Annotated in this window: 19 protein-coding genes and 2 pseudogenes; 16 read left to right on the top strand and 5 right to left on the bottom strand. The window is 67.2% G+C overall.

Annotation, left to right across the window (positions count from 1 at the left end; genetic code table 11):
• Positions 1–7 precede the first annotated feature (7 nt).
• A complete protein-coding gene (locus tag QM806_RS12775; RefSeq protein WP_283291603.1) occupies positions 8–565 on the top strand; it encodes a hypothetical protein in 558 nt (185 codons plus the stop codon).
• A 40-nt stretch (positions 566–605) separates the two neighbouring features.
• Here QM806_RS12775 and QM806_RS12770 read toward each other — a convergent pair.
• Positions 606–922: pseudogene (locus QM806_RS12770) on the bottom strand (WhiB family transcriptional regulator).
• A gap of 220 nt (positions 923–1142) precedes the next feature.
• Between QM806_RS12770 and QM806_RS12765 the strand changes: the two are divergent.
• Positions 1143–2609 (top strand): CYTH and CHAD domain-containing protein, encoded by a 1467-nt coding sequence (locus QM806_RS12765; RefSeq protein ID WP_054248455.1) that lies wholly within the window; start codon positions 1143–1145, stop codon positions 2607–2609.
• 9 nt (positions 2610–2618) lie between these two features.
• Here the strand turns inward: QM806_RS12765 and QM806_RS12760 are convergent, their stop codons facing one another.
• Together QM806_RS12760 and QM806_RS12755 are read right to left on the bottom strand one after the other, a co-directional pair.
• Positions 2619–3086 (bottom strand): SixA phosphatase family protein, encoded by a 468-nt coding sequence (locus QM806_RS12760; RefSeq protein ID WP_005264417.1) that lies wholly within the window; start codon positions 3084–3086, stop codon positions 2619–2621.
• 122 nt (positions 3087–3208) lie between these two features.
• Positions 3209–4486, bottom strand: coding sequence for an APC family permease (locus QM806_RS12755; protein WP_169693607.1), 1278 nt, complete (start codon positions 4484–4486; stop codon positions 3209–3211).
• A 323-nt stretch (positions 4487–4809) separates the two neighbouring features.
• Here QM806_RS12755 and QM806_RS12750 point away from each other — a divergent pair, with 323 nt between their 5' ends.
• From QM806_RS12750 to QM806_RS12710, 9 genes are all read left to right on the top strand, one after another.
• Positions 4810–5136 carry a hypothetical protein gene (locus QM806_RS12750; protein WP_005567965.1) on the top strand — a complete coding sequence of 109 codons (327 nt, stop codon included), beginning with the start codon at positions 4810–4812 and terminating at the stop codon, positions 5134–5136.
• A gap of 75 nt (positions 5137–5211) precedes the next feature.
• Complete coding sequence (locus tag QM806_RS12745; protein WP_005567964.1) at positions 5212–5604, top strand: ArsR/SmtB family transcription factor; 393 nt, start codon at positions 5212–5214, stop codon at positions 5602–5604.
• Positions 5601–6710: an ACR3 family arsenite efflux transporter gene (arsB, locus tag QM806_RS12740; RefSeq protein ID WP_283291598.1), complete on the top strand. Its 1110-nt coding sequence runs from the start codon at positions 5601–5603 to the stop codon at positions 6708–6710. The genes QM806_RS12745 and arsB overlap by 4 nt, the downstream gene beginning before the upstream one ends.
• Positions 6710–6847 carry a hypothetical protein gene (locus QM806_RS12735; RefSeq protein WP_164709631.1) on the top strand — a complete coding sequence of 46 codons (138 nt, stop codon included), beginning with the start codon at positions 6710–6712 and terminating at the stop codon, positions 6845–6847. The genes arsB and QM806_RS12735 overlap by 1 nt, the downstream gene beginning before the upstream one ends.
• Before the next feature lie 56 nt (positions 6848–6903).
• Positions 6904–7314 (top strand): arsenate reductase ArsC, encoded by a 411-nt coding sequence (locus tag QM806_RS12730; protein WP_005264411.1) that lies wholly within the window; start codon positions 6904–6906, stop codon positions 7312–7314.
• Positions 7315–7331: 17 nt separating this feature from the next.
• Positions 7332–7751, top strand: a complete 420-nt coding sequence (locus QM806_RS12725; RefSeq protein ID WP_043790366.1) for an arsenate-mycothiol transferase ArsC — start codon at positions 7332–7334, stop codon at positions 7749–7751.
• Between the two features lie 20 nt (positions 7752–7771).
• Entirely contained in the window at positions 7772–8191 is a 420-nt protein-coding gene (gene arsD / locus QM806_RS12720) for an arsenite efflux transporter metallochaperone ArsD (RefSeq protein ID WP_005567958.1), read from the top strand.
• Positions 8192–8206: 15 nt separating this feature from the next.
• Positions 8207–9976: an arsenical pump-driving ATPase gene (gene arsA / locus QM806_RS12715; RefSeq protein ID WP_283291595.1), complete on the top strand. Its 1770-nt coding sequence runs from the start codon at positions 8207–8209 to the stop codon at positions 9974–9976.
• A 500-nt stretch (positions 9977–10476) separates the two neighbouring features.
• Entirely contained in the window at positions 10477–10752 is a 276-nt protein-coding gene (locus tag QM806_RS12710) for a hypothetical protein (RefSeq protein ID WP_240483050.1), read from the top strand.
• A gap of 277 nt (positions 10753–11029) precedes the next feature.
• Here the strand turns inward: QM806_RS12710 and QM806_RS12705 are convergent, their stop codons facing one another.
• Positions 11030–12742, bottom strand: a complete 1713-nt coding sequence (locus QM806_RS12705; RefSeq protein ID WP_005567954.1) for a GAF domain-containing sensor histidine kinase — start codon at positions 12740–12742, stop codon at positions 11030–11032.
• Between the two features lie 263 nt (positions 12743–13005).
• Here QM806_RS12705 and QM806_RS12700 point away from each other — a divergent pair, with 263 nt between their 5' ends.
• The 4 genes and pseudogenes from QM806_RS12700 to QM806_RS12685 all read left to right on the top strand — a co-directional run.
• Positions 13006–13431, top strand: a complete 426-nt coding sequence (locus tag QM806_RS12700; protein ID WP_005264406.1) for a pyridoxamine 5'-phosphate oxidase family protein — start codon at positions 13006–13008, stop codon at positions 13429–13431.
• 167 nt (positions 13432–13598) lie between these two features.
• On the top strand, positions 13599–14486 hold the full coding sequence (locus QM806_RS12695; RefSeq protein WP_054248456.1) for a hypothetical protein: 888 nt from the start codon (positions 13599–13601) through the stop codon (positions 14484–14486).
• A 265-nt stretch (positions 14487–14751) separates the two neighbouring features.
• A complete protein-coding gene (locus tag QM806_RS12690; RefSeq protein WP_283291593.1) occupies positions 14752–15813 on the top strand; it encodes a lysylphosphatidylglycerol synthase transmembrane domain-containing protein in 1062 nt (353 codons plus the stop codon).
• A 108-nt stretch (positions 15814–15921) separates the two neighbouring features.
• Positions 15922–16155 (top strand): annotated as a pseudogene (locus tag QM806_RS12685) (long-chain fatty acid--CoA ligase); the annotation flags it as partial.
• A 365-nt stretch (positions 16156–16520) separates the two neighbouring features.
• Here QM806_RS12685 and QM806_RS12680 read toward each other — a convergent pair.
• Positions 16521–17300, bottom strand: a complete 780-nt coding sequence (locus tag QM806_RS12680; RefSeq protein WP_283291748.1) for an MFS transporter — start codon at positions 17298–17300, stop codon at positions 16521–16523.
• Between QM806_RS12680 and QM806_RS12675 the strand changes: the two genes are divergently transcribed.
• Positions 17243–18196 carry a LysR family transcriptional regulator gene (locus QM806_RS12675; protein WP_283291591.1) on the top strand — a complete coding sequence of 318 codons (954 nt, stop codon included), beginning with the start codon at positions 17243–17245 and terminating at the stop codon, positions 18194–18196. The two genes, QM806_RS12680 and QM806_RS12675, sit on opposite strands and share 58 nt — an antisense overlap.
• Positions 18197–18199 lie beyond the last annotated feature (3 nt).

Here is an 18199-nt window from a genome sequence, read left to right as displayed (position 1 = left end):
GCACCCGATGGCTTCGCCCATCGGTCCGCCTACTGCGCGGGGTCTGACGATGAACGAACATGCCTCACCCCAGACTCTCACGGTCTTCGTCGACGACGAGCCTGTCTCCGCAAACTCCGTCTGGCATCCGGGTGACACCGTGACCACCGCCCTCTCGTGGCTCGACGAGCAGCAGCTTCCCGCCGAGCTTCGATCACTGGCCGAGGAGGTCGAGATTCGACCGAATGGTGCCGGCCGAGGAGTCTTCTACGTCGACAGGTACCCGGGGTTCTCCCCTCAGCCCATACGGTCCGTGAACGGAGTGGTCGCGACAATCGAGGTCGTCGCGAACCTCGAACTGCACACCGACCACGGCTGGAAACTGTTGCCCGACACCGTGCAGATGTGGGACGTACCCGACACAGGCACCTGGCGCATGCCGAATCGGCAGTACTCGGTGCCCGGCACGTTCGGTCACCTTCGGTTCGTCGAACAACACGAGTTCGTCGAGCGGTACGGCGTCACCACACCGACCTTCCGTCGCGATTCCCGATACTTCCGGGTGGCTCTCTACCTGGCCGAGTGAGAGCTATTCTCCGGGTTCGTCGGGTTGGCTCGATCATTCCTCACCCGACAGGTGGAGGGTTCGTGAAGCGCTCGGACCAGCGGACCCCGGGATGCGCAGCGAGCAGTGCACGGCGCTGACGTTCCGTCATCCCACCCCAGATGCCGAATTCGATTCGATTGTCGAGTGCGTACACACCGCATTCGATCAGCACCGGACAGTGCCGGCACAGTGCCGGCACAGTGCGGCGGCCTTGCGTTGCGCGGCGCCTGTGACGAATAGCCGATCCGGGTCTCCTTCTCGACACCGAGCCCTCGTTATCCAGTCGAGTCCCGGTGCGGGGTGCGCGAGGTCGTGATGCCTGTTCGGTGTGCACATGCGGAGTCATCCCCCTCTGGAAGACCGAGCACAGTCAGGGCACTGGGAATGCGGGCGACCCGATGGACCGCGTGAAAGAACTAGTTGCGGACAGATTTTCGCAACGCTCGGCTCCGGCGACGAGGTGCGATCGACAATTGCACCGCTGACAGATTAACTGCACTCCGTGCCGATCGCGCGCCGGAGACCGGGACGGCCGTTGTGGGTGCAGACTGGGTCCATGGTGTCGACGCAGCGCGAGCGGGAAGACAAGTACGAGGTTGGGCTCGATTTCGTCCTGCCGGATCTCGAGGACGTGATACCTGCCGGGGGACGGATCGAGCAGGGCACGGTCAATCTGAACAGCGTCTACTTCGACACGGATGACCGCGATCTGCTCCGTCAGAAGATCACGTTCCGCCGCCGGAGCGGGGATGCCGATGTGGGATGGCAATTGAAGGTCCCCGCCGACAAAGCCCGCACCGAGATTCGGATGCCTCCGGGCGAGAGTGACGCGGTTCCCGACGAGTTGGCGACCATGATTGCGGGTGTCGCACTGGGCAAACCCGTGCACCCGGTGGCGACGCTGAAAACCGTGCGACGCACGCAGCGACTCCTCGACCGGGACGACCGTCTGCTGGCGGAAGTGGCCGACGACAGCGTGCGCGGTGCCGTCGCCGGCGATCGCGCAGTCCTGAGCGAGTGGCGGGAGGTGGAGGTCGAACTCGGCGATGCCGGGGACGAGAAACTGCTCGGGAAGATCGGTAAACGCCTCACCCGCCGGGGAGCGCAGCCGTCGCGGTATCCGTCGAAGCTCAGCCGGGTGCTCAGCGCCGCGCACCTCGCGGTCGACGGCGGCGACACGCCCCGGACGACAGTGGAAGCGGTGCTCGTCGACTACCTGGATGCCCAGGTCCAGGCGATCGTGGCCGGCGACGTGTGGTTGCGTCGTGGACTGGACCCGGTCCATCCCACCCGCGTGGGAATACGGCGTTTCCGCAGCACGCTGCGGGTATTCGGGCGTCTGTTCGATCAGACCGCGCGGGCAGAACTCGACGCGGAACTGTCGTGGTACGCCGGGTTGCTCGGGGAGGTGCGGGATCGGCAGGTGCAACGCGCACGCTTCGCGGACGCCCTCGCGGCCCTGCCTTCCGAACTGGTGATGGGCCCGGTCGCCGCGCGCATCGAGAACGATCTGCTCGCCGAGCAACTCCGTCGGAGAAAAGAGGTGATGGATGCGCTCGACGGTGACCGCTACCGTGCACTGTTGGCCACGCTGGCGCGGTGGCGCACCACGCCACCGCTGACTGCCGAGGCCGGCGACGATCCCCGCGTGATCGACAAGTTGGTGCGGAAAGCCGAACGCAAAGCGCTCACACGCGTCGCCACCGCGGCTACCGGCGACGACGATGCCGCCCTGCACCGCGCGCGGAAGGCCGCCAAACGGGCCCGCTACGCCGCCGAACTGGCCGCACCGATTCTGGGGAGAAAGTCGGCAAAGAAGAAGGCGGCACGGTTCAAGAAGATGCAGACGGTCCTCGGCGAGCACCAGGACAGCGTCGTCGCGGCGGAGACGCTCCGGACGCTCGGTGCCCGCGCCGGCACGACACCGGGCGAGAACGGTTTCACATTCGGCCTGTTGTACGGCCTGGAACTGCAGAATGCGCGGCAGGCCCGGGAGGACGCCGCCCGGCTCGCGTCGGCCTAGAAGTCGAGGTCAGCCGGTCGGAATCGGCGCGAGGTACCGCAGCGCCGGAGGCGGACCTGCACCGCAGTCGACGAACCACACGCCCCCTTTCGCGGTCGCGCCCGAGGGAGGGAGGCCCGGTATTCCGCGCGACTGCGCGAACTCGGCCAGCGCGTTGAGGATCTCCCCGTGGGTGCAGAAAACCGCCCGGTCGGCGTCGGGTCTGTGTAGCGCGGCGAACAGTTCGTCGGGGGGTGCGTCCGGTGCCAGCAGCGGTTCGTCGTGGATGGGCAGACCGCGCGCCTGCGCGAGCGGCAGCAGGGTCTGGCGACAACGGGTAGTGGGACTGGAGAGCAGTGTCTCGATCTCGATGCCGCTCAGCGCCGCGACGAGACCGTGGGCCTGCTCATGCCCGAGCGGGCTCAGCGGACGCTCGACGTCGGGGCCGTGCCACTGTTTCTTCTCGCCCGCATGGGAATGCCGGACCAGGACGAACATTCTCACCTTCTCCCGGCGCTGGGATAGTCGTTGAAGACTCCCACGCGAGACGACTGCCCGAGGCGAATTGCCGTCGGAAGATCGTCGAAATGCTGTGCGGGGTCGCAGTACATTCTCGACAGTCAGGCCCGGCGGGACGAACGGATCCCGTAGATCGCGGACCCGACTCCGAGGACGATCACGCCCGAGATCACCGAGGCCAGGGGGAGGAACGCGGCGAGAACGACACATCCGACGGCGCCGACGACGGCCACCAGCCGCGACCACGGTTTCGCAGACAGGGTCCAGGCCGATGCGTTGGCGATCAGGTAGTAGACCAGCACCGCGAACGAGGAGAACCCGATGACGCCGCGCAGATCCGCGGTCGCGGCGAGGAGGGCCACCACCACACCGACGGCCAACTCGGCCCGATAGGGCACCGCGAACCGGGGGTGGACGGCGTCGAGCAGACGTGGCAGATGGCCGTCCCGTGCCATCGCGAACGTGGTCCGTGACACCCCGAGGATCAGGGCGAGCAGTGAGCCGAGCGCGGCGACCACCGCAGCCACCCGGACCACCGGCTCGAGGCCGCCGAACCCCACAGCGGCAACGGCCTGCGCGAGTGGATCCGTCGCGGCAGCGAGTGCGTCGGCGCCGAGAGCCTGCAGGACGGCGACCGCGACGCACAGGTACACGACGAGTGTGATCGCCAGAGCGATGGGGATCGCCCGGGAGATGGTCCGGGCCGGGTCCTTCACCTCCTCGCCGAGCGTGGCGATCCGGGCGTACCCGGCGAACGCGAAGAACAGCAGGCCGGCGGCCTGCAGGACTCCGGCCACGCCGTGACCCGAGGTGATCGCGAGGCCGTCGAAGCCGGTGTCGGAACCGGTCAGGCACACGACGACGACCACGGCGAGGACGGCGAGCACCACGAACACGATGACCCGGGTGACCAGCGCGGACTTCTGCACACCCAGGTAGTTCACCGCGGTGATGGCGGCGACGGCGGCGACCGCGACGAGATGCTCGCGGCCGGGCCAGGCGTAGGCGCCGACGGTCAGGGCCATCGCGGCACACGAGGCGGTCTTCCCGACCACGAAACCCCAGCCCGCCAGATATCCGAAGAACGGTCCCAGGCGTTCGCGGCCGTAGACGTAGGTTCCACCGGATTGCGGGTACAGCGCCGCGAGCCGGGCCGAGGAGTGGGCATTGCAGTACGCGATCACCGCGGCCACGGCCAACCCGACGAGCAGCGCGCCTCCGGCTGCGGACGCGGCGGGCCCCAGCGCGGCGAAGATCCCCGCCCCGATCATCGACCCGAGGCCGATCATCACCGAGTCGAACACCCCCAACCGGCGGCGCAACTGTGGCGTCGCGGTCGGGTGCGCGTCGTTGCCTTCCGAAATCTCGTCACCGGTCATGCGTGGCAGTTTCCCCTCGGACGTACGGATGTCGGGCACTCCAACGCTAGCGGTCGTCCGGAACTCCCACGTGAACCCCTCGGGGTCACGTGGTTTCGGTGCGGCGGCACGCACGCGGTCACAACCAGGGCTTCGTCGGCGACGGCGAGCGGCCGCGGACGTCGCGCTGGAAACACCGATAAGCCGCTCGAAGGGGTGATTTCCGCCAACGGCTCGGACCATAATTGTTTCATCTGGAAAACGGATACACCGAAATCATGTGTAACCCGAGAATCATCGACCGGTGAGAAGCCGGGCGACAATCGAATCAAAGGTGACATCAGATGAACACGTTCGCATTGCGCACGGCGATTACATCGGCTGCGATCGCCGCCTTTTTTGCGCTCGGTTCGGGCGTCGCTACGGCGGCACCGGCATTTCATGGAGACCCGAACACCCCCGGCACACAGCTTCACGTCCACAACGACCACCCCATGGACAACAACAGCTACCAGTGTGGGGCGATCGGCGTCGGCGGCGCGGGAGTCGGATCGAATCCCCCCGGAGGCAGCGGGCAACTCAACGGCGTCTTCTTCGGCAGCGGCCCCGTCCAGGGTGGTTGCATCGGGAATGACGGGTCGGTGCACTTCCCGTCCGGACGTGCCGAGTAGTACACGCTCGGCCTGATCCGCGCCCCGGCCGTCCTACGCGTTGCACCCTGATTCGACATCTGTCAATATCGACGTATGTCGAATCAGGAATCGTCGGACGGTGGCGCGTGCTGCTCGCCGCTGGTACGTGAACCCTTGACCGAGGACTGGGCCGGGGATCTGGCCCGGATGTTCAAGGCGCTCGGCGATCCGGTGCGCCTGCGCCTGCTGAGCCTGATCGCCAGCCACGCCGGTGGTGAGGCCTGCGTGTGCGACATCTCCGAGTCGTTCGACCTGTCGCAGCCGACGATCTCGCATCATCTGAAGGTTCTCCGCGCCGCCGGACTGCTGGACTGCGAGCGTCGCGGCACCTGGGTGTACTACTGGGTGATCCCGTCGGCACTGCAGCAACTGTCTGCTGTGCTGCTGACCGAGAGCGGACCGGTCGTCCCGTCCGAGACCTGCACCTCCACGGAGGTTCCGGCATGAGCAAGGCCTCGACCACCGAACACCCCGCCATCGTCGGCAAACTTTCCACCCTGGACCGGTTCCTGCCGGTGTGGATCGGCGTCGCCATGGTCGCCGGACTGCTCCTCGGCCGGATGATTCCCGGCCTGGGTGATGCCCTGTCCGCGGTGGAGATCGACGGCATCTCGCTGCCGATCGCCCTCGGCCTGCTGATCATGATGTACCCGGTGCTCGCCAAGGTCCGCTACGACCGACTCGACACCGTCACCGGCGACCGCAAGCTGCTCATCGGATCACTGGTGCTGAACTGGGTGCTCGGACCCGCCCTGATGTTCGCCCTGGCCTGGCTGCTGCTGCCGGATCTGCCCGAGTACCGCACCGGTCTGATCATCGTCGGCCTGGCCCGCTGCATCGCCATGGTCATCATCTGGAACGACCTCGCCTGCGGTGACCGCGAGGCCGCCGCCGTGTTGGTCGCGATCAACTCGGTGTTCCAGGTGATCATGTTCGCCGTGCTCGGCTGGTTCTACCTGTCCGTGCTGCCCGGCTGGCTCGGCCTCGAGCAGACCACCATCGACACCTCGCCGTGGCAGATCGCGAAGTCGGTGCTCATCTTCCTGGGCATCCCCCTGCTCGCCGGCTACCTCACCCGCCGCTTCGGCGAAAAAGCCAAGGGTCGTACCTGGTACGAAACCAAGTTCATCCCGAAGATCGGGCCCTGGGCGCTGTACGGCCTGCTGTTCACGATCGTGATCCTCTTCGCTCTCCAAGGTGAGCAGATCACCTCCCAGCCGTGGGACGTCGTCCGGATCGCGATCCCGCTTCTCGCCTATTTCGCGATCATGTGGGGCGGCGGCTACGCCCTCGGCGCGGCCATGGGCCTCGGGTATGAACGCACCACCACCCTGGCGTTCACCGCCGCGGGCAACAACTTCGAACTCGCCATCGCCGTAGCCATCGCCACCTACGGCGCCACTTCCGGGCAGGCCCTGGCCGGTGTCGTCGGACCGCTGATCGAGGTCCCCGTTCTCGTCGGGCTCGTCTATGTGTCCCTGGCGCTGCGCAACCGGTTCTCGCATTCCGCTGGTTTCACCGACGCCTCCGCATCCGTGACGAAGGAGTCCTGATGTCCGATCCGCTCGATGAGGAACTGCGCTTCCAAATCCAGCGGGCGCAACCGGAACACCCCGTCGCGGATCACCCGCACTACCTCGGCACCCGGGTTCGCCAGCTGCTGCGCGAGCTCACCACCGTCCCCGCCTGACCGAACCGGTCGGGCCCCACCGACTTCCGTTCCCGTTCCACCGAAAGGACTTCTTCATGTCCACCACCCCGAGCGTGTTGTTCGTCTGCGTCCACAACGCCGGCCGCTCCCAGATGGCCGCCGGATTCCTCTCCCACCTCGCCGGTGACCGGGTCGAGGTCCGCTCCGCCGGGTCCGCCCCGGCCGCAACCATCAACTCCGCCGCCGTCGAGGCCATGGCCGAGATCGGGATCGACATCTCCGCCCAGTCCCCGAAGATCCTCACCCCGGACGCCGTGCAGACCTCCGACGTGGTGATCACCATGGGCTGCGGCGACGCCTGCCCCGTCTTCCCCGGGGTCAGCTACCGCGACTGGGCGCTCGAGGACCCGGCCGGCAAGGGCGTCGACGCGGTCCGTCCGATCCGCGACGAAATCCGGAGCCGGGTCGAGGCGCTGATCGCCGAACTCGTCCCCGCCACCGCCTGAGAGACGGAGACGAGACGATGAGCAGGCCCTCCGTGTTGTTCGTGTGCGTGAAGAACGGCGGCAAGTCGCAGATGGCCGCCGGACTGATGCGCAAGGTCGCCGGTGACGCGGTCGAGGTGTATTCGGCCGGCACCAAACCCGGCAACAGCGTGAACGCCCTCTCGGCGGAGTCGCTGCTCGAGGTCGGAGTGGACATCACCGGGGAGACCCCGAAGCTGATCGACCCGCAGCTGGTCCGCGATGTCGATGTGGTCGTCATCCTCGGCCGCGAGGCCTACGTCGACCCGGTGGACGGCACCCGGTTCGAGAACTGGGACACCATTGAGCCGTCCGAGCGCGGCATCGACGGGATCGAGCGGATGCGGCTGGTCCGCGACGACATCGCCGCCCGCGTGAATCAGCTCGCCGCCCAACTCCGCACCACCCACCAGTCCTGAGATCGGCCGAGGAGAACACCATGAGCACCATCGAAATTTTCGAACCCGCCCTGTGCTGCAACACCGGCGTCTGCGGCGACGACGTCGACCAGGGTCTGGTCACCTTCTCCGCCGACATGGACTGGGTCCGCTCCCAGGGCGGGGACATCGCCCGGTTCAACCTGGCCAGCGAACCGCTCGCCTTCGCCGAGCGCGAACCCGTCAAGGCGTTCCTGCAGGTCTCCGGATCCGAAGGACTGCCCCTGGTGCTCGTCGACGGTGTCACCGCGCAGACTGGCCGCTACCCCGACCGCACCCAGCTCGCCAAGTGGGCCGGCATCGGCACCGACACCCCGGACGCAGGCGCACCGGCCGGCATCACCATGCTCGGGCTCACCGACACTACCGACGCCGGATCCTGCTGCTCCCCCACCGACACCGGCAGCACCAGCTGCTGCTGAAAGGCATTGCCCGCAATGAAGTTTCTCGACACCCCGCCCCGCTTCCTGTTCTTCACCGGTAAGGGCGGGGTCGGGAAGACCTCGATCGCCTGCGCCGCAGCCATCACGCTTGCCCGCGCGGGCAAGCGGGTGCTGCTGGTGAGCACCGACCCCGCCTCCAACGTCGGGCAGGTCTTCGGACTGACCATCGGCAACACCGTCACCGAAGTCCTCATCGTGCCCGGGCTCTCGGCGCTCGAGATCGACCCCGAGCAGGCCGCCGACGCCTACCGCGAACGCATCGTCGGACCGGTGCGGGGTTTGTTGCCGGAGAAGGAGCTGGCGTCGATCACCGAGCAGCTGTCCGGGTCGTGCACCACCGAGATCGCCTCGTTCAACGAGTTCACCGCCCTGCTCACCGACCACGACACCCTTGCAGACTTCGACCACGTGCTCTTCGACACCGCCCCCACCGGGCACACCATCAGGCTGCTGCAGCTGCCCGGGTCGTGGACCGACTTCCTCAGCGCCGGCAAGGGCGACGCCTCCTGCCTGGGCCCGATGTCCGGGCTCGAGAAGCAGCGCACCATCTACGCCGACGCCGTCGCCGCCCTCGCCGATCCTCAGCGCACCCGCCTGGTCTTGGTCACCCGCGCCCAGAGCGCCCCGCTCGCCGAGATCGCCCGCACCTACACCGAACTCGCCGACATCGGGCTCACCCACCAGCACGTCGTCGTCAACGGTGTCCTCCCCACCCCCGAGGACTGCGACCAACTCGCCGCCGCGATCCGCGACCGCGAACAGGCCGCCCTCGATGATCTTCCCCGCGAACTGCGCACCTTGCCGCTCGACGAGATCGAGCTCAAGGCCACCAACATGGTCGGCATCAGCGCACTCGAGAACCTGTTCACCCCGCACCCTGCCCCGACACCCCAGGCCCTCGCCGAGGATGCGGCACCGTTGCCGGATGCGCCGCTGTCCGCCCTGATCGACGAACTCGCCGACGCCGATCACGGGCTGATCATGTGCATGGGCAAGGGCGGGGTCGGCAAGACCACCCTCGCCGCCGCGATCGCCGTCGCCCTCGCCCAGCGTGGCCACCAGGTGCACCTGACCACCACCGACCCGGCCGCGCATCTGACCGACACCCTCGCCGGGAACCTCGACGGCCTGCAGGTGTCGCGGATCGACCCCGCCGTCGCCACCGCGCAGTACCGGGACCGGGTTCTGGCCACCAAGGGTGCAGCACTGGACGAACAAGGTCGGGCCACCCTCGCCGAGGACCTGGCCTCGCCGTGCACCGAGGAAGTCGCTGTCTTCCAAGCGTTCTCCCGGGTCATCCACGAATCCCGGCGGAAGTTCGTCGTCGTCGACACCGCCCCCACCGGGCACACCCTGTTGCTCCTCGATGCCACCGGCTCGTATCACCGGGAGATCGCCCGGCAGATGGGTGACAACACAAACTTCACCACCCCGCTGATGCGGCTGCAGAACCCGGAAGAGACGAAGGTCCTGCTCGTCACGCTCGCCGAAACCACCCCGCGCCTCGAAGCCGAAGGGTTGCAGGCCGACCTGCAACGCGCCGGGATCGAGCCGTGGGCCTGGGTGGTCAACAACTCCCTCGCTGCAGCAAACCCGACATCGGAACTGCTCCAGCAAAGGTCGTTCACCGAGCGGGACGAGATCGACACCATCACTCGGACACACAGCCGGTATGCGATCGTTCCGATGTTGCCGGCCGAACCAATCGGAACAGAATCTCTTTCCGCGCTCGCTGGAGCCGAGAACACGGTCACCACCAGCTAGAGCGGCCCCCGGTTTCCCGGTTCCATTGTCGAGCACAATGGGTCAATGATTCCCGGAGACGGGCCGCTCGGCGGCTCATATCCCAGCGGCTCGAAGGATTCGATCACGCCGGGATTGCCGTCGGTGGTGCCAGTCATTTCTCGAGGGCGGACTCGTCACTCCTTTCCGCCGAGGATTGGAATGCCACGACGGCCACACCGGTCTTTCGCATGCTCCTTCGCCTACCCGCCGCGTCGTGATCGCCGATTTGGCGGCCGACCACGGTGGCGCCCGCCTGGGTTCTGGACGTGCAAACTTGCCGAGCGGGGAGACTCGTCCGCGGCTGACGGCCCCGGCCTCTGCATTCTCCGCCACCGGTTCACGATCGGCTGCTTGAACAGGTTCGTCGACACCCTCGGCGACCGGAACGCCCTCCGACCGTGAACTGTGCGTCGGAGAACTCTGCGAGCAAACCGGCATCTGCCAGCCCAACGCACACCATCCCGCGCGAGGGAGGCATCGTGACGATGCGCCGCGTCAAGAGCAACGTCTTCAGCTCGCTGCGCAGCCAAAAGGTCGTGCAGGCAGTGGATCTGCTCCGAGAGTTCCTGGCCGAGGATCTGGCCGACCACGCAGCATTGAGACGGCGCCACCCAAGCCTGACCACGCAGGATGTCCCACAAGCGGCCGAGTCGCACACGCACACGTTCAGTGCGCGCACTGAACGTGCCTCGCACCCAGCCAGCGGGACGAAGTGGTCGCCGAGTTCGACCTGCGCGCGCAGAGTAACCGGCTGACCCGTTCGCCTCCCAGGCCCCACCGAACACCGACACCGCACGTCGCGACGCGCCGCGTCGGGCATTTCGACAAACACTCCACATACCCCATGGGGTACCGGAACGCTACGCGGGCGCGCGGTCATCGTGCCGTGAACACTTCCGAGTGCGGCACCCGATAGCCCGCAGTGATCGCGGGACGAGCTCGGGCCCGAAACTGCTCGGCCCAGGGCCGCGGCCCGGTGCGACATTGCACATCATTGAGCCTACGCGCGCCTGAACGCGGAACGGGCGAAACTCACTCTGCCCCTGGCACTTCCGGCAGGGGTGCGGTCCAGGTCAGGCGGGTTCCGCCGGGGGTGGGGGTGGTGAGGGTGCAGGTGCCGCCTGCCTGTTCGGCGCGGGCAGTGAGGTTGCGCAGGCCGCTGCGCGTGACGGCCGGGGCGATGCCGATGCCGTCGTCGGTGACGCAGATGGTGAGGTCGTCGTCGACGGAGACAGTGACATCCACCTGGTGGGCGTGGGCGTGGTGTACGACGTTGCTCAGTGCTTCCCGCAGCACTGCTTCGGCATGGTCGGCCAGTGGTCCGGTGACCACACTCAACGGCCCGGACATGCGCATCGTGGTGCGCAACCCGCTCTCACCGGTTTGTTCGGTGACGATCGCGGTCAACGCCGGGCGCAGCGCGAACCCGTCGTCCTCCCCGCCGTGCAGGTCGAAGATGGCGGTACGGACATCGGTGATGATGTCCTGAACATCGTCGATCATCTCCGACAACCGGCGCCGGGCCTCGGGGACGCGGCTGCGGGCCTGGGCGCTTTGCAGGTGCAGTCCGTGCGCGAACAACCGTTGGATGACGTGGTCGTGCAGATCCCGGGCGATCCGGTCCCGCTCGGCGATCAGCGACACGGCCGCCAGCTGGCGTTGATCGTCGGCCAGTTTCAACGCGAGGGCGGCCTGGTCGGCGAACGCCGCGGCCAACGGCAGTTGGCGGTCGTCGAACGGTTCCCGGCCGCGATTGCGGACGAGGGCGAGAACCCCGGTCACCGAGTCCGCGGATACCCGCAACGGCAGCAGCAAAGCCGGACCATGCGGGCCGGCATCGCTGATCTCCGGCACCTGGATCAGGTTTCCGGTGCGGTAGACCCGCCCGGTAGCCGTGTCGTCGACACCGATCCGCAACCCGGGCACGCTCGGATTGTCCCCTGCGTACGCGGTCACGGTAAGGGCGGTAACTTCGGCGGAAACTTGGTCGAGGTCGTCCGGTCGGGCGATCAGGACGTGGTCGGCGCCGGCCAGGTGGCGGGCCCGGCGAGCGATCAGGTCGAGCACCTCGCTGGGGTCGATGGCGGCGAGCAGTTCGCCGCGGATCTCGCTGGTGGCCTGCTGCCACTGCTGGCGCTGACGGGCTTGTTCGAACAGGCGGGCGTTGTCGATGGCGATCCCGGCCGCCGCCGCGAGGGCTTGGATGAGGTCTTCGTCGTCCTCGGTGAAGGACTGGCCTGCGGCTTTGTCGGTGAGGTAGAGGTTGCCGTAGACCTGCCCGCGGATGCGGACCGGCACACCGAGGAAGGTGCGCATCGGCGGGTGATGTGCGGGAAACCCCGCAGACGCGGGGTGCCCGGTGATGTCGTCCAGGCGTAGCGGTGCGGGGCGGTCGATGAGCAGGCCGAGCAGCCCATGCCCGGTCGGCAACTCCCCGATCAGGTGGCGAGTCTCGTCGTCGACGCCCGCGTAGACGAATTCCTGCAATCGGTCTCCGCTGTGGTTGAGCACGCCGAGGGCTCCGTATCGACAGTCGACCAGCCTGATGGCCGCGTCGACGATCCGCCGCAGGGTCGCAGCGAGGTCGAGGCCGGACGAGACGGTGAGCATCGCCTCGAGCAGTCCGTCCAAGTGTTCCCGGGAGGTGGTCATCTGCTCGATGCGGTCCTGCCGCTCGGTCAGCATCTGACGAAGCCGCAACTGCGAGAGAGTGTCGAGCAGGAGCGATTCGTCGTCTCCTGGCATCGTCTACCAGCTTTCTGCGCCGCTTACTGACTCGCCCGCCGTACAGGCGCGGGCGACGTAGCCGACGGCGGCGCGTACACCCCGAGGATATCCCCTTGTCGTCGAGGTCAAACCCCGCGACGGGTGGGCGATGCTCGTGGTTGGGGTCTCTGCCGCGGCAGGCGAACGACTTAGGACTCTAACCACGAGGGGAACAAACGCTCATGCTGACGGAGTAGACGCACGCACCCGACCGACGCGCCTGGAAAGAAGACCACAGCGTGATGCGCACCTCCGACCGTAACGGCACCCTGACCCCGACCGAATGCCTCCACGCGTTGCGGTCGGTGCCCACGGGTCTTCTGCTCTACACCGAGGACGCCCTGCCCGCGGTCCGGCTGGTGACCTTCGCCGCCCCCCGCACCGAGATCATCATCGCGACCGACAACGAGTCCTGGTTCGCCCGCTTCGACCGGACGTTCGTCGCGTTCGAGGCCGGCCACATCGAACCGGGGTCCCGCGACGGGTGGAGCGTAGTCGTTCTCGGCCATGCCCGTACCGCCACGGGCTCGGAGTATCTGTCCGGGTTCGACCACTCCGGTCCCTCCCCGTGGACGATCCGGTCCTCGGACTGCTACCTCGTCCTCGACATCGAGCACGTCACCGGGCGACGAATGACCCTGCCCCGGCTGGCAGGCGACCAGCGATAGGGCTCCCACTGCCGATGATCGCAGTTCGGACATTGCGTCGGTGGTTGCAAAGCGATCACCACAGCCCTCAACGGCACGCTGCGGAGAAAGCACATGACCAGATCGGCTACCGGCGCACTGGACAAGCCCGCAACTTCGTTGCTGCACACCATGCAAAGGACGAGACGATGAAGATACTCGACGGGCCCGCGAGCGCGACGGGTTCGGCACGAGGGATCGCCGAACGCATCACGGCGGGGCTCGACTCGGTCGATCATGACCGGCGCCGTCCGCGCGGAGGCTCCCCGGGGGGAGCGGCGATGACGGCATTTGGGTGGGGTCGACAGCGAACCGACCACACACCGTTCGAAGGTGGTGCCCGTGGGTTGTCGGGAAAGCGCTGGATTGCGTTGTGCGCGAGTGCCGAGGCCGTCGGCATGACCGCTGCCGCCGTCGCAGCGAAGCTGTCCCAGCACGTTCTCGGCGGTCAGCCGAGGGGCTGGGATGCGGCACTGGCGCTACTTCTGGTGGTGGCAGGTGGGCTGGTCGAAGGGGCGGCGCTCGGTGCATTGCAGGCGAGTGGTTTGCGGCGTCTGATTCCACGGCTGAATCGGCGCCGATGGCTCGTGGTCACGGCGGCGGTGGCGGGGTTGGGCTGGGCAGCCGCCTCGGCCCCTGGCGTGTTCTCCGGCGACAGTGGTAGTGATGCGGAGCCAGCACTTCTCGTCGTCGTGGCCGCCGCGCTCGGTCTGGGTGCAGTGATGGGTGCGGTCCTCGGTGCCGCTCAGGCGATGACGGTGCGCCGTCTCGTTCCGCGTCCGACGCGCTGGGTGCTAGCCAACACCATTGCCTGGCCGCCCACGATGGCCGTGATCTTCATCGGTGCGACGACTCCGGAAAGTGGCTGGCCCACAGTGGCGGTCGCCGCGTTCGCCGCAATCACCGGGATCGCGGCCGGTACAGTGCTCGGCATCGTCACCGGATGGTTCCTGCCCACCCTCGATGGTTCAGTGGGCGAGAACGTCGAACTCACCGGTCACCGGACAGGGTCAGGGAATGGCGGCGAGTTGCCGTAATCCTGCCGGCGGGGTGCGACTGTCAAAGGCCGTCGACGTGTGGGCGGACCTCACCTGTTGGGGCTGGCGCATCGCAGTCGGTGACCGCAGCACCTCGCGGAACTCTGGGGAACAGGGGTGTCAGTTCGATGCTGAGAACCACCACTGAATCGGCGACAGGAGTCTTGGCCACCTGACACAGGGACCGCGGTTTCCTCGCCGGACAGAAACTCGACGTCGACGGCGGATACACGGTGTGATCACCGGCCATGTGTAATGGACGCGTATGACGGACGCCCAAGACACCCGCCCGACGCCCCGCAGGCGTCGAGTCGAATGGGTGATCGGCGGCCTGCTCGTCGTCGTGCTCGCGGTGGAAATCGTCCTCATCTGGCCGGACCTCTCCGAGAGCGTCCAGAACCTCGGCGACCTCCAATGGGGATGGGTGGCCGCGGCCGTCGTGGCGTCGCTGGCGTCGATGTCGAGTTTCGCCCGGGTCCAGCGCTGCCTGCTGGGGGTCGCGGACGTGCACATCAGACAGCGGCAGTCCCTCGCGGTGACGTTCGCCTCCAATTCGATGAGCGTGACGCTGCCGGGCGGCCCGGTTCTGGCAACGACGTTCAGGTACCGGCAGACACGCCTCTGGGGTGCCTCACCGGTGGTCGCGACGTGGCAACTGGTGATGGCCGGCGCCCTCCAGGCCATCGGCCTGGCGCTCGTCGGACTGGCGGGCGCACTGCTCGTCGGGGCCGAGACCAACCCGTTCTCGCTGATCTTCACGTTCGGCGGCCTGTGCGCCTTCCTGGTGGTGGCTCAGTACGCCGCCTCGCGGCCCGACGCCCTCGAAGGTGTCGGCATCACCGCGCTACGCGGATTCAACGCGCTTCGAAAGAAGCCTCCGCTGACCGGTGTTCGCCGATGGAAGCACATCGTGAACCAGATGAGCGCCGTCCGGATGGATCGCCGCGACACCGCCCGCGCGTTCGGGTGGTCGCTGTTCAACTGGATCGCCGACGCCGCATGCCTCGCCTTCGCGTGCTACGCGGTCGGCGCACATCCCGGGTTCGCCGGACTCGCCGTCGCGTACGCGGCGGGCAACGCCGCCCGTTCGGCCATCCCACTCCTGCCCGCCGGGCTCGGTGTCATGGACGCCGTGCTCGTCCCCGCACTGACCGCCAGCGGAATGACCGGCGCAGAAGCGGTGTCCGCGATCGTCGTCTACCGCCTGGTCAGCTTCCTGCTCATGGCCACCATCGGCTGGATCGTCTTCGCGGCACGCTTCCGGGGTACGCAGCAGCAGGGCGAGGAGGACCCCGACCCCGCACCACTGTGGCGCCGCCGGAAGTAGGAGGTCTCGCGCGGCGAGCGCACGACCGGACCTCGGTGGCATTGCAATGATCCAGCAGTCGTTTCACTGACGGCGCGGACCTAGCCGCTCGAGATATTGCTCGTCTGAGCGAATCGGTTCGACGCAGCCGTCGCACTGGACACGTTCGTGGAGCACCGGGTGACCTACACGATCGGCTCGATCACAGTGTTCAACGCCCTCTCAGACGTGCCGGGTGTCAGCGCGGCCCACTTCCCCTCGGTCAGGACCCTCTCTTGCGGCGGCGCGCCCATCTCACCTTCCACTCGACTTGCGCCGAGTCGACGGACCGGAACAATTGTCGGTTCGGGAGTGGACCTGACCGCACGGGGCGAAAACGACGTACGCGGTGTGGCTGGTCGGGTGACGGGCTGGTGACGTAGGCGATACCCGTGGACGGGTCCACCGTCACATCGAGAGTGGTCCCTTCCCGACACTCACCGTGGGTTTTCCCAACGGGGCGTCGTGGACGGCGGAATCACTCCGTGACTGCCCGCACACCGCCACGGGAGCATCGCGGCCACGGCAATCCAGGCCGCTCGCCTGCGTCGCCGAGGAGCGCCGACCATTCCGTCCACGACCTCTCCCGTCGACTCGGATCACCCGTAGTCGCCATTCTGTCACCACCAGTGGTGCGGAATGCCCGTGTCGGGCCGACCTGAACTCCTACGTCGAAACAAGGTTGACGCTCAAGCCGCTCCTGCTTGGTCGATGCTCATGCCACGGGTTTCACGAGCGCAGAGCATGACGGGTCCGAGGCACACAAGGAAGATCGCGCAGATGAGCCAGAACGGTGCACTCGTCCCCAGCTTCGTCTGGATGAAAGGGATCGACGCGACGACGAGGACTCCGCCGAAGCACCTGCTCGCGGATTCCACGAATCCCGCGGCGGTTCCCCTCGCATGGGTGGGGAATTGCTCGGACGTGAACAGTTTGGTGAAGGGAACCAAACCCGTGCAGAAGAACGCGCTGACAAACCCGCACGCGACAGCGAGAGCGATGTTCTGAGACAGTCCGAGCGCGCTGAATCCGAAGATGGCGCCGACGCTGTAGAGAAGAAAAGTCTTCTTGCGGCCGAGCCTGTCGGCGAACTGTCCCACCGCGATCGCCCCCACTGCGCCGGCAATGATGATTCCGATGGTGGTCACCAACGCTCCCTGGGTTGTCATCCCCATATCCGCGTACATGACCGAGGCGTAGACCAAGAGCACATAGGCGCCCGCGCTTGCACCGGCGCAGATCAGCAGGCACAGCACGAATCTGCCGAGCAACGGTCTGCGAAACAGATCCTTTGTCCCGCTTCCTCGTTCGGCGCCGGCCTCGTGCTCGGCCCGCACGACGGCGGCGATCTCGGGGTGCACGAGCTCATTCTCGTGGTTGTACCCGGCCTCGCGTTCCAACTGCTCGACCAGTGCCCGCGCCTCGTCTGCGCGACCCTTCAGCAGCAGCCACCGAGGGCTTTCGGGCAGATTCCGATAGATCAGCGATCCGCCTCGGTTCGCTGCGCAAGGCCGCTCAGGAGGTGGGCATCGGGCAGCCGACTCTCAGCCAGCAGATCCGGCGCCTCGAGGAGGACCTCAATGTCGTCCTCTTGATCCGTCGCGCCAACGGGGTTCTACCCAGCGCGGAGGCCCGGATTCTGCTACCGCACATTCGACAGGTGTTGCAGGCCGATCGCGCGCTCCGCGAGGAGGCGGGGCTGATCAACGGACTGCGCAGCGGCAGCGTGCGCCTGGGTGCCGTCACCACGGCCAGCCAGATACTGCTACCGAGAGTGGTTCCGCTCTACCGGAACTCGTTCCCCAACGTGCGCTTCTCGGTGTGGGAATCGGGCTCCCAGGGTGTGCGCGACAGCGTGACGAACGGCGAACTCGACCTCGGACTCGTCGTGAGGGCCAACGACCCGGCCTCCGACGCCAGCCTCACCGCAACCGACCTGATCTCCGACGAGGTCGTGGTGTGCGTGTCCCGGCGACATCCTCTGGCCGGCAAGTCGACAGTGGGAATTCAGGACCTCGCAGGCCAGTCCTGGGTGGTGTCTGCGCACGGTTTCGCCCTGCGGGAGTTGGTGGACACCGCGTTCGCACCGCCGGCACAGGACATCGTCTACGAGACGACGAACCCGCACACGAGCCTGCTCATGGTCGCGGCCCGGGTGGGCATCGCCATGCTGCCCCGGCACACGCTCCGCGACCACTGCGCCGACGAAGTTGTCACTCCGGCAACGGAATGGGATCCGCCTCAGCTGACCGTCTGCATGATCAGGCGGGCGGACACGCAGCCGGCACCGGCCGTGCGCAAACTCATCCAGGCTTTACGCGAGGTCAGCGCGGACTGGTCACGCGACCACCTGATCACCAGGTAACTG

The sequence above is a fragment of the Rhodococcus sp. IEGM 1351 genome (assembly GCF_030056875.1).
Taxonomy (GTDB): domain Bacteria; phylum Actinomycetota; class Actinomycetes; order Mycobacteriales; family Mycobacteriaceae; genus Rhodococcus_F; species Rhodococcus_F opacus.
The sequence above is the reverse complement of the archived record's forward strand: the minus strand, read 5'-3'. Positions and strand labels throughout refer to the sequence as shown.

What these genes read in the sequence shown, in the direction of transcription:
- QM806_RS12765 (WP_054248455.1), top strand. Translation starts at nt 1,143, where the DNA reads ATGGTGTCGACGCAGCGCGAGCGGGAAGACAAGTACGAGGTTGGGCTC.
- QM806_RS12695 (WP_054248456.1), top strand. Translation starts at nt 13,599, where the DNA reads ATGAAGATACTCGACGGGCCCGCGAGCGCGACGGGTTCGGCACGAGGG.
- QM806_RS12755 (WP_169693607.1), bottom strand. Translation starts at nt 4,486, where the DNA reads ATGACCGGTGACGAGATTTCGGAAGGCAACGACGCGCACCCGACCGCG.
- QM806_RS12745 (WP_005567964.1), top strand. Translation starts at nt 5,212, where the DNA reads ATGTCGAATCAGGAATCGTCGGACGGTGGCGCGTGCTGCTCGCCGCTG.
- arsA (WP_283291595.1), top strand. Translation starts at nt 8,207, where the DNA reads ATGAAGTTTCTCGACACCCCGCCCCGCTTCCTGTTCTTCACCGGTAAG.
- QM806_RS12775 (WP_283291603.1), top strand. Translation starts at nt 8, where the DNA reads ATGGCTTCGCCCATCGGTCCGCCTACTGCGCGGGGTCTGACGATGAAC.
- QM806_RS12730 (WP_005264411.1), top strand. Translation starts at nt 6,904, where the DNA reads ATGTCCACCACCCCGAGCGTGTTGTTCGTCTGCGTCCACAACGCCGGC.
- QM806_RS12700 (WP_005264406.1), top strand. Translation starts at nt 13,006, where the DNA reads ATGCGCACCTCCGACCGTAACGGCACCCTGACCCCGACCGAATGCCTC.
- QM806_RS12705 (WP_005567954.1), bottom strand. Translation starts at nt 12,742, where the DNA reads ATGCCAGGAGACGACGAATCGCTCCTGCTCGACACTCTCTCGCAGTTG.
- QM806_RS12750 (WP_005567965.1), top strand. Translation starts at nt 4,810, where the DNA reads ATGAACACGTTCGCATTGCGCACGGCGATTACATCGGCTGCGATCGCC.
- QM806_RS12760 (WP_005264417.1), bottom strand. Translation starts at nt 3,086, where the DNA reads ATGTTCGTCCTGGTCCGGCATTCCCATGCGGGCGAGAAGAAACAGTGG.
- arsB (WP_283291598.1), top strand. Translation starts at nt 5,601, where the DNA reads ATGAGCAAGGCCTCGACCACCGAACACCCCGCCATCGTCGGCAAACTT.
- QM806_RS12735 (WP_164709631.1), top strand. Translation starts at nt 6,710, where the DNA reads ATGTCCGATCCGCTCGATGAGGAACTGCGCTTCCAAATCCAGCGGGCG.
- arsD (WP_005567958.1), top strand. Translation starts at nt 7,772, where the DNA reads ATGAGCACCATCGAAATTTTCGAACCCGCCCTGTGCTGCAACACCGGC.
- QM806_RS12725 (WP_043790366.1), top strand. Translation starts at nt 7,332, where the DNA reads ATGAGCAGGCCCTCCGTGTTGTTCGTGTGCGTGAAGAACGGCGGCAAG.
- QM806_RS12690 (WP_283291593.1), top strand. Translation starts at nt 14,752, where the DNA reads ATGACGGACGCCCAAGACACCCGCCCGACGCCCCGCAGGCGTCGAGTC.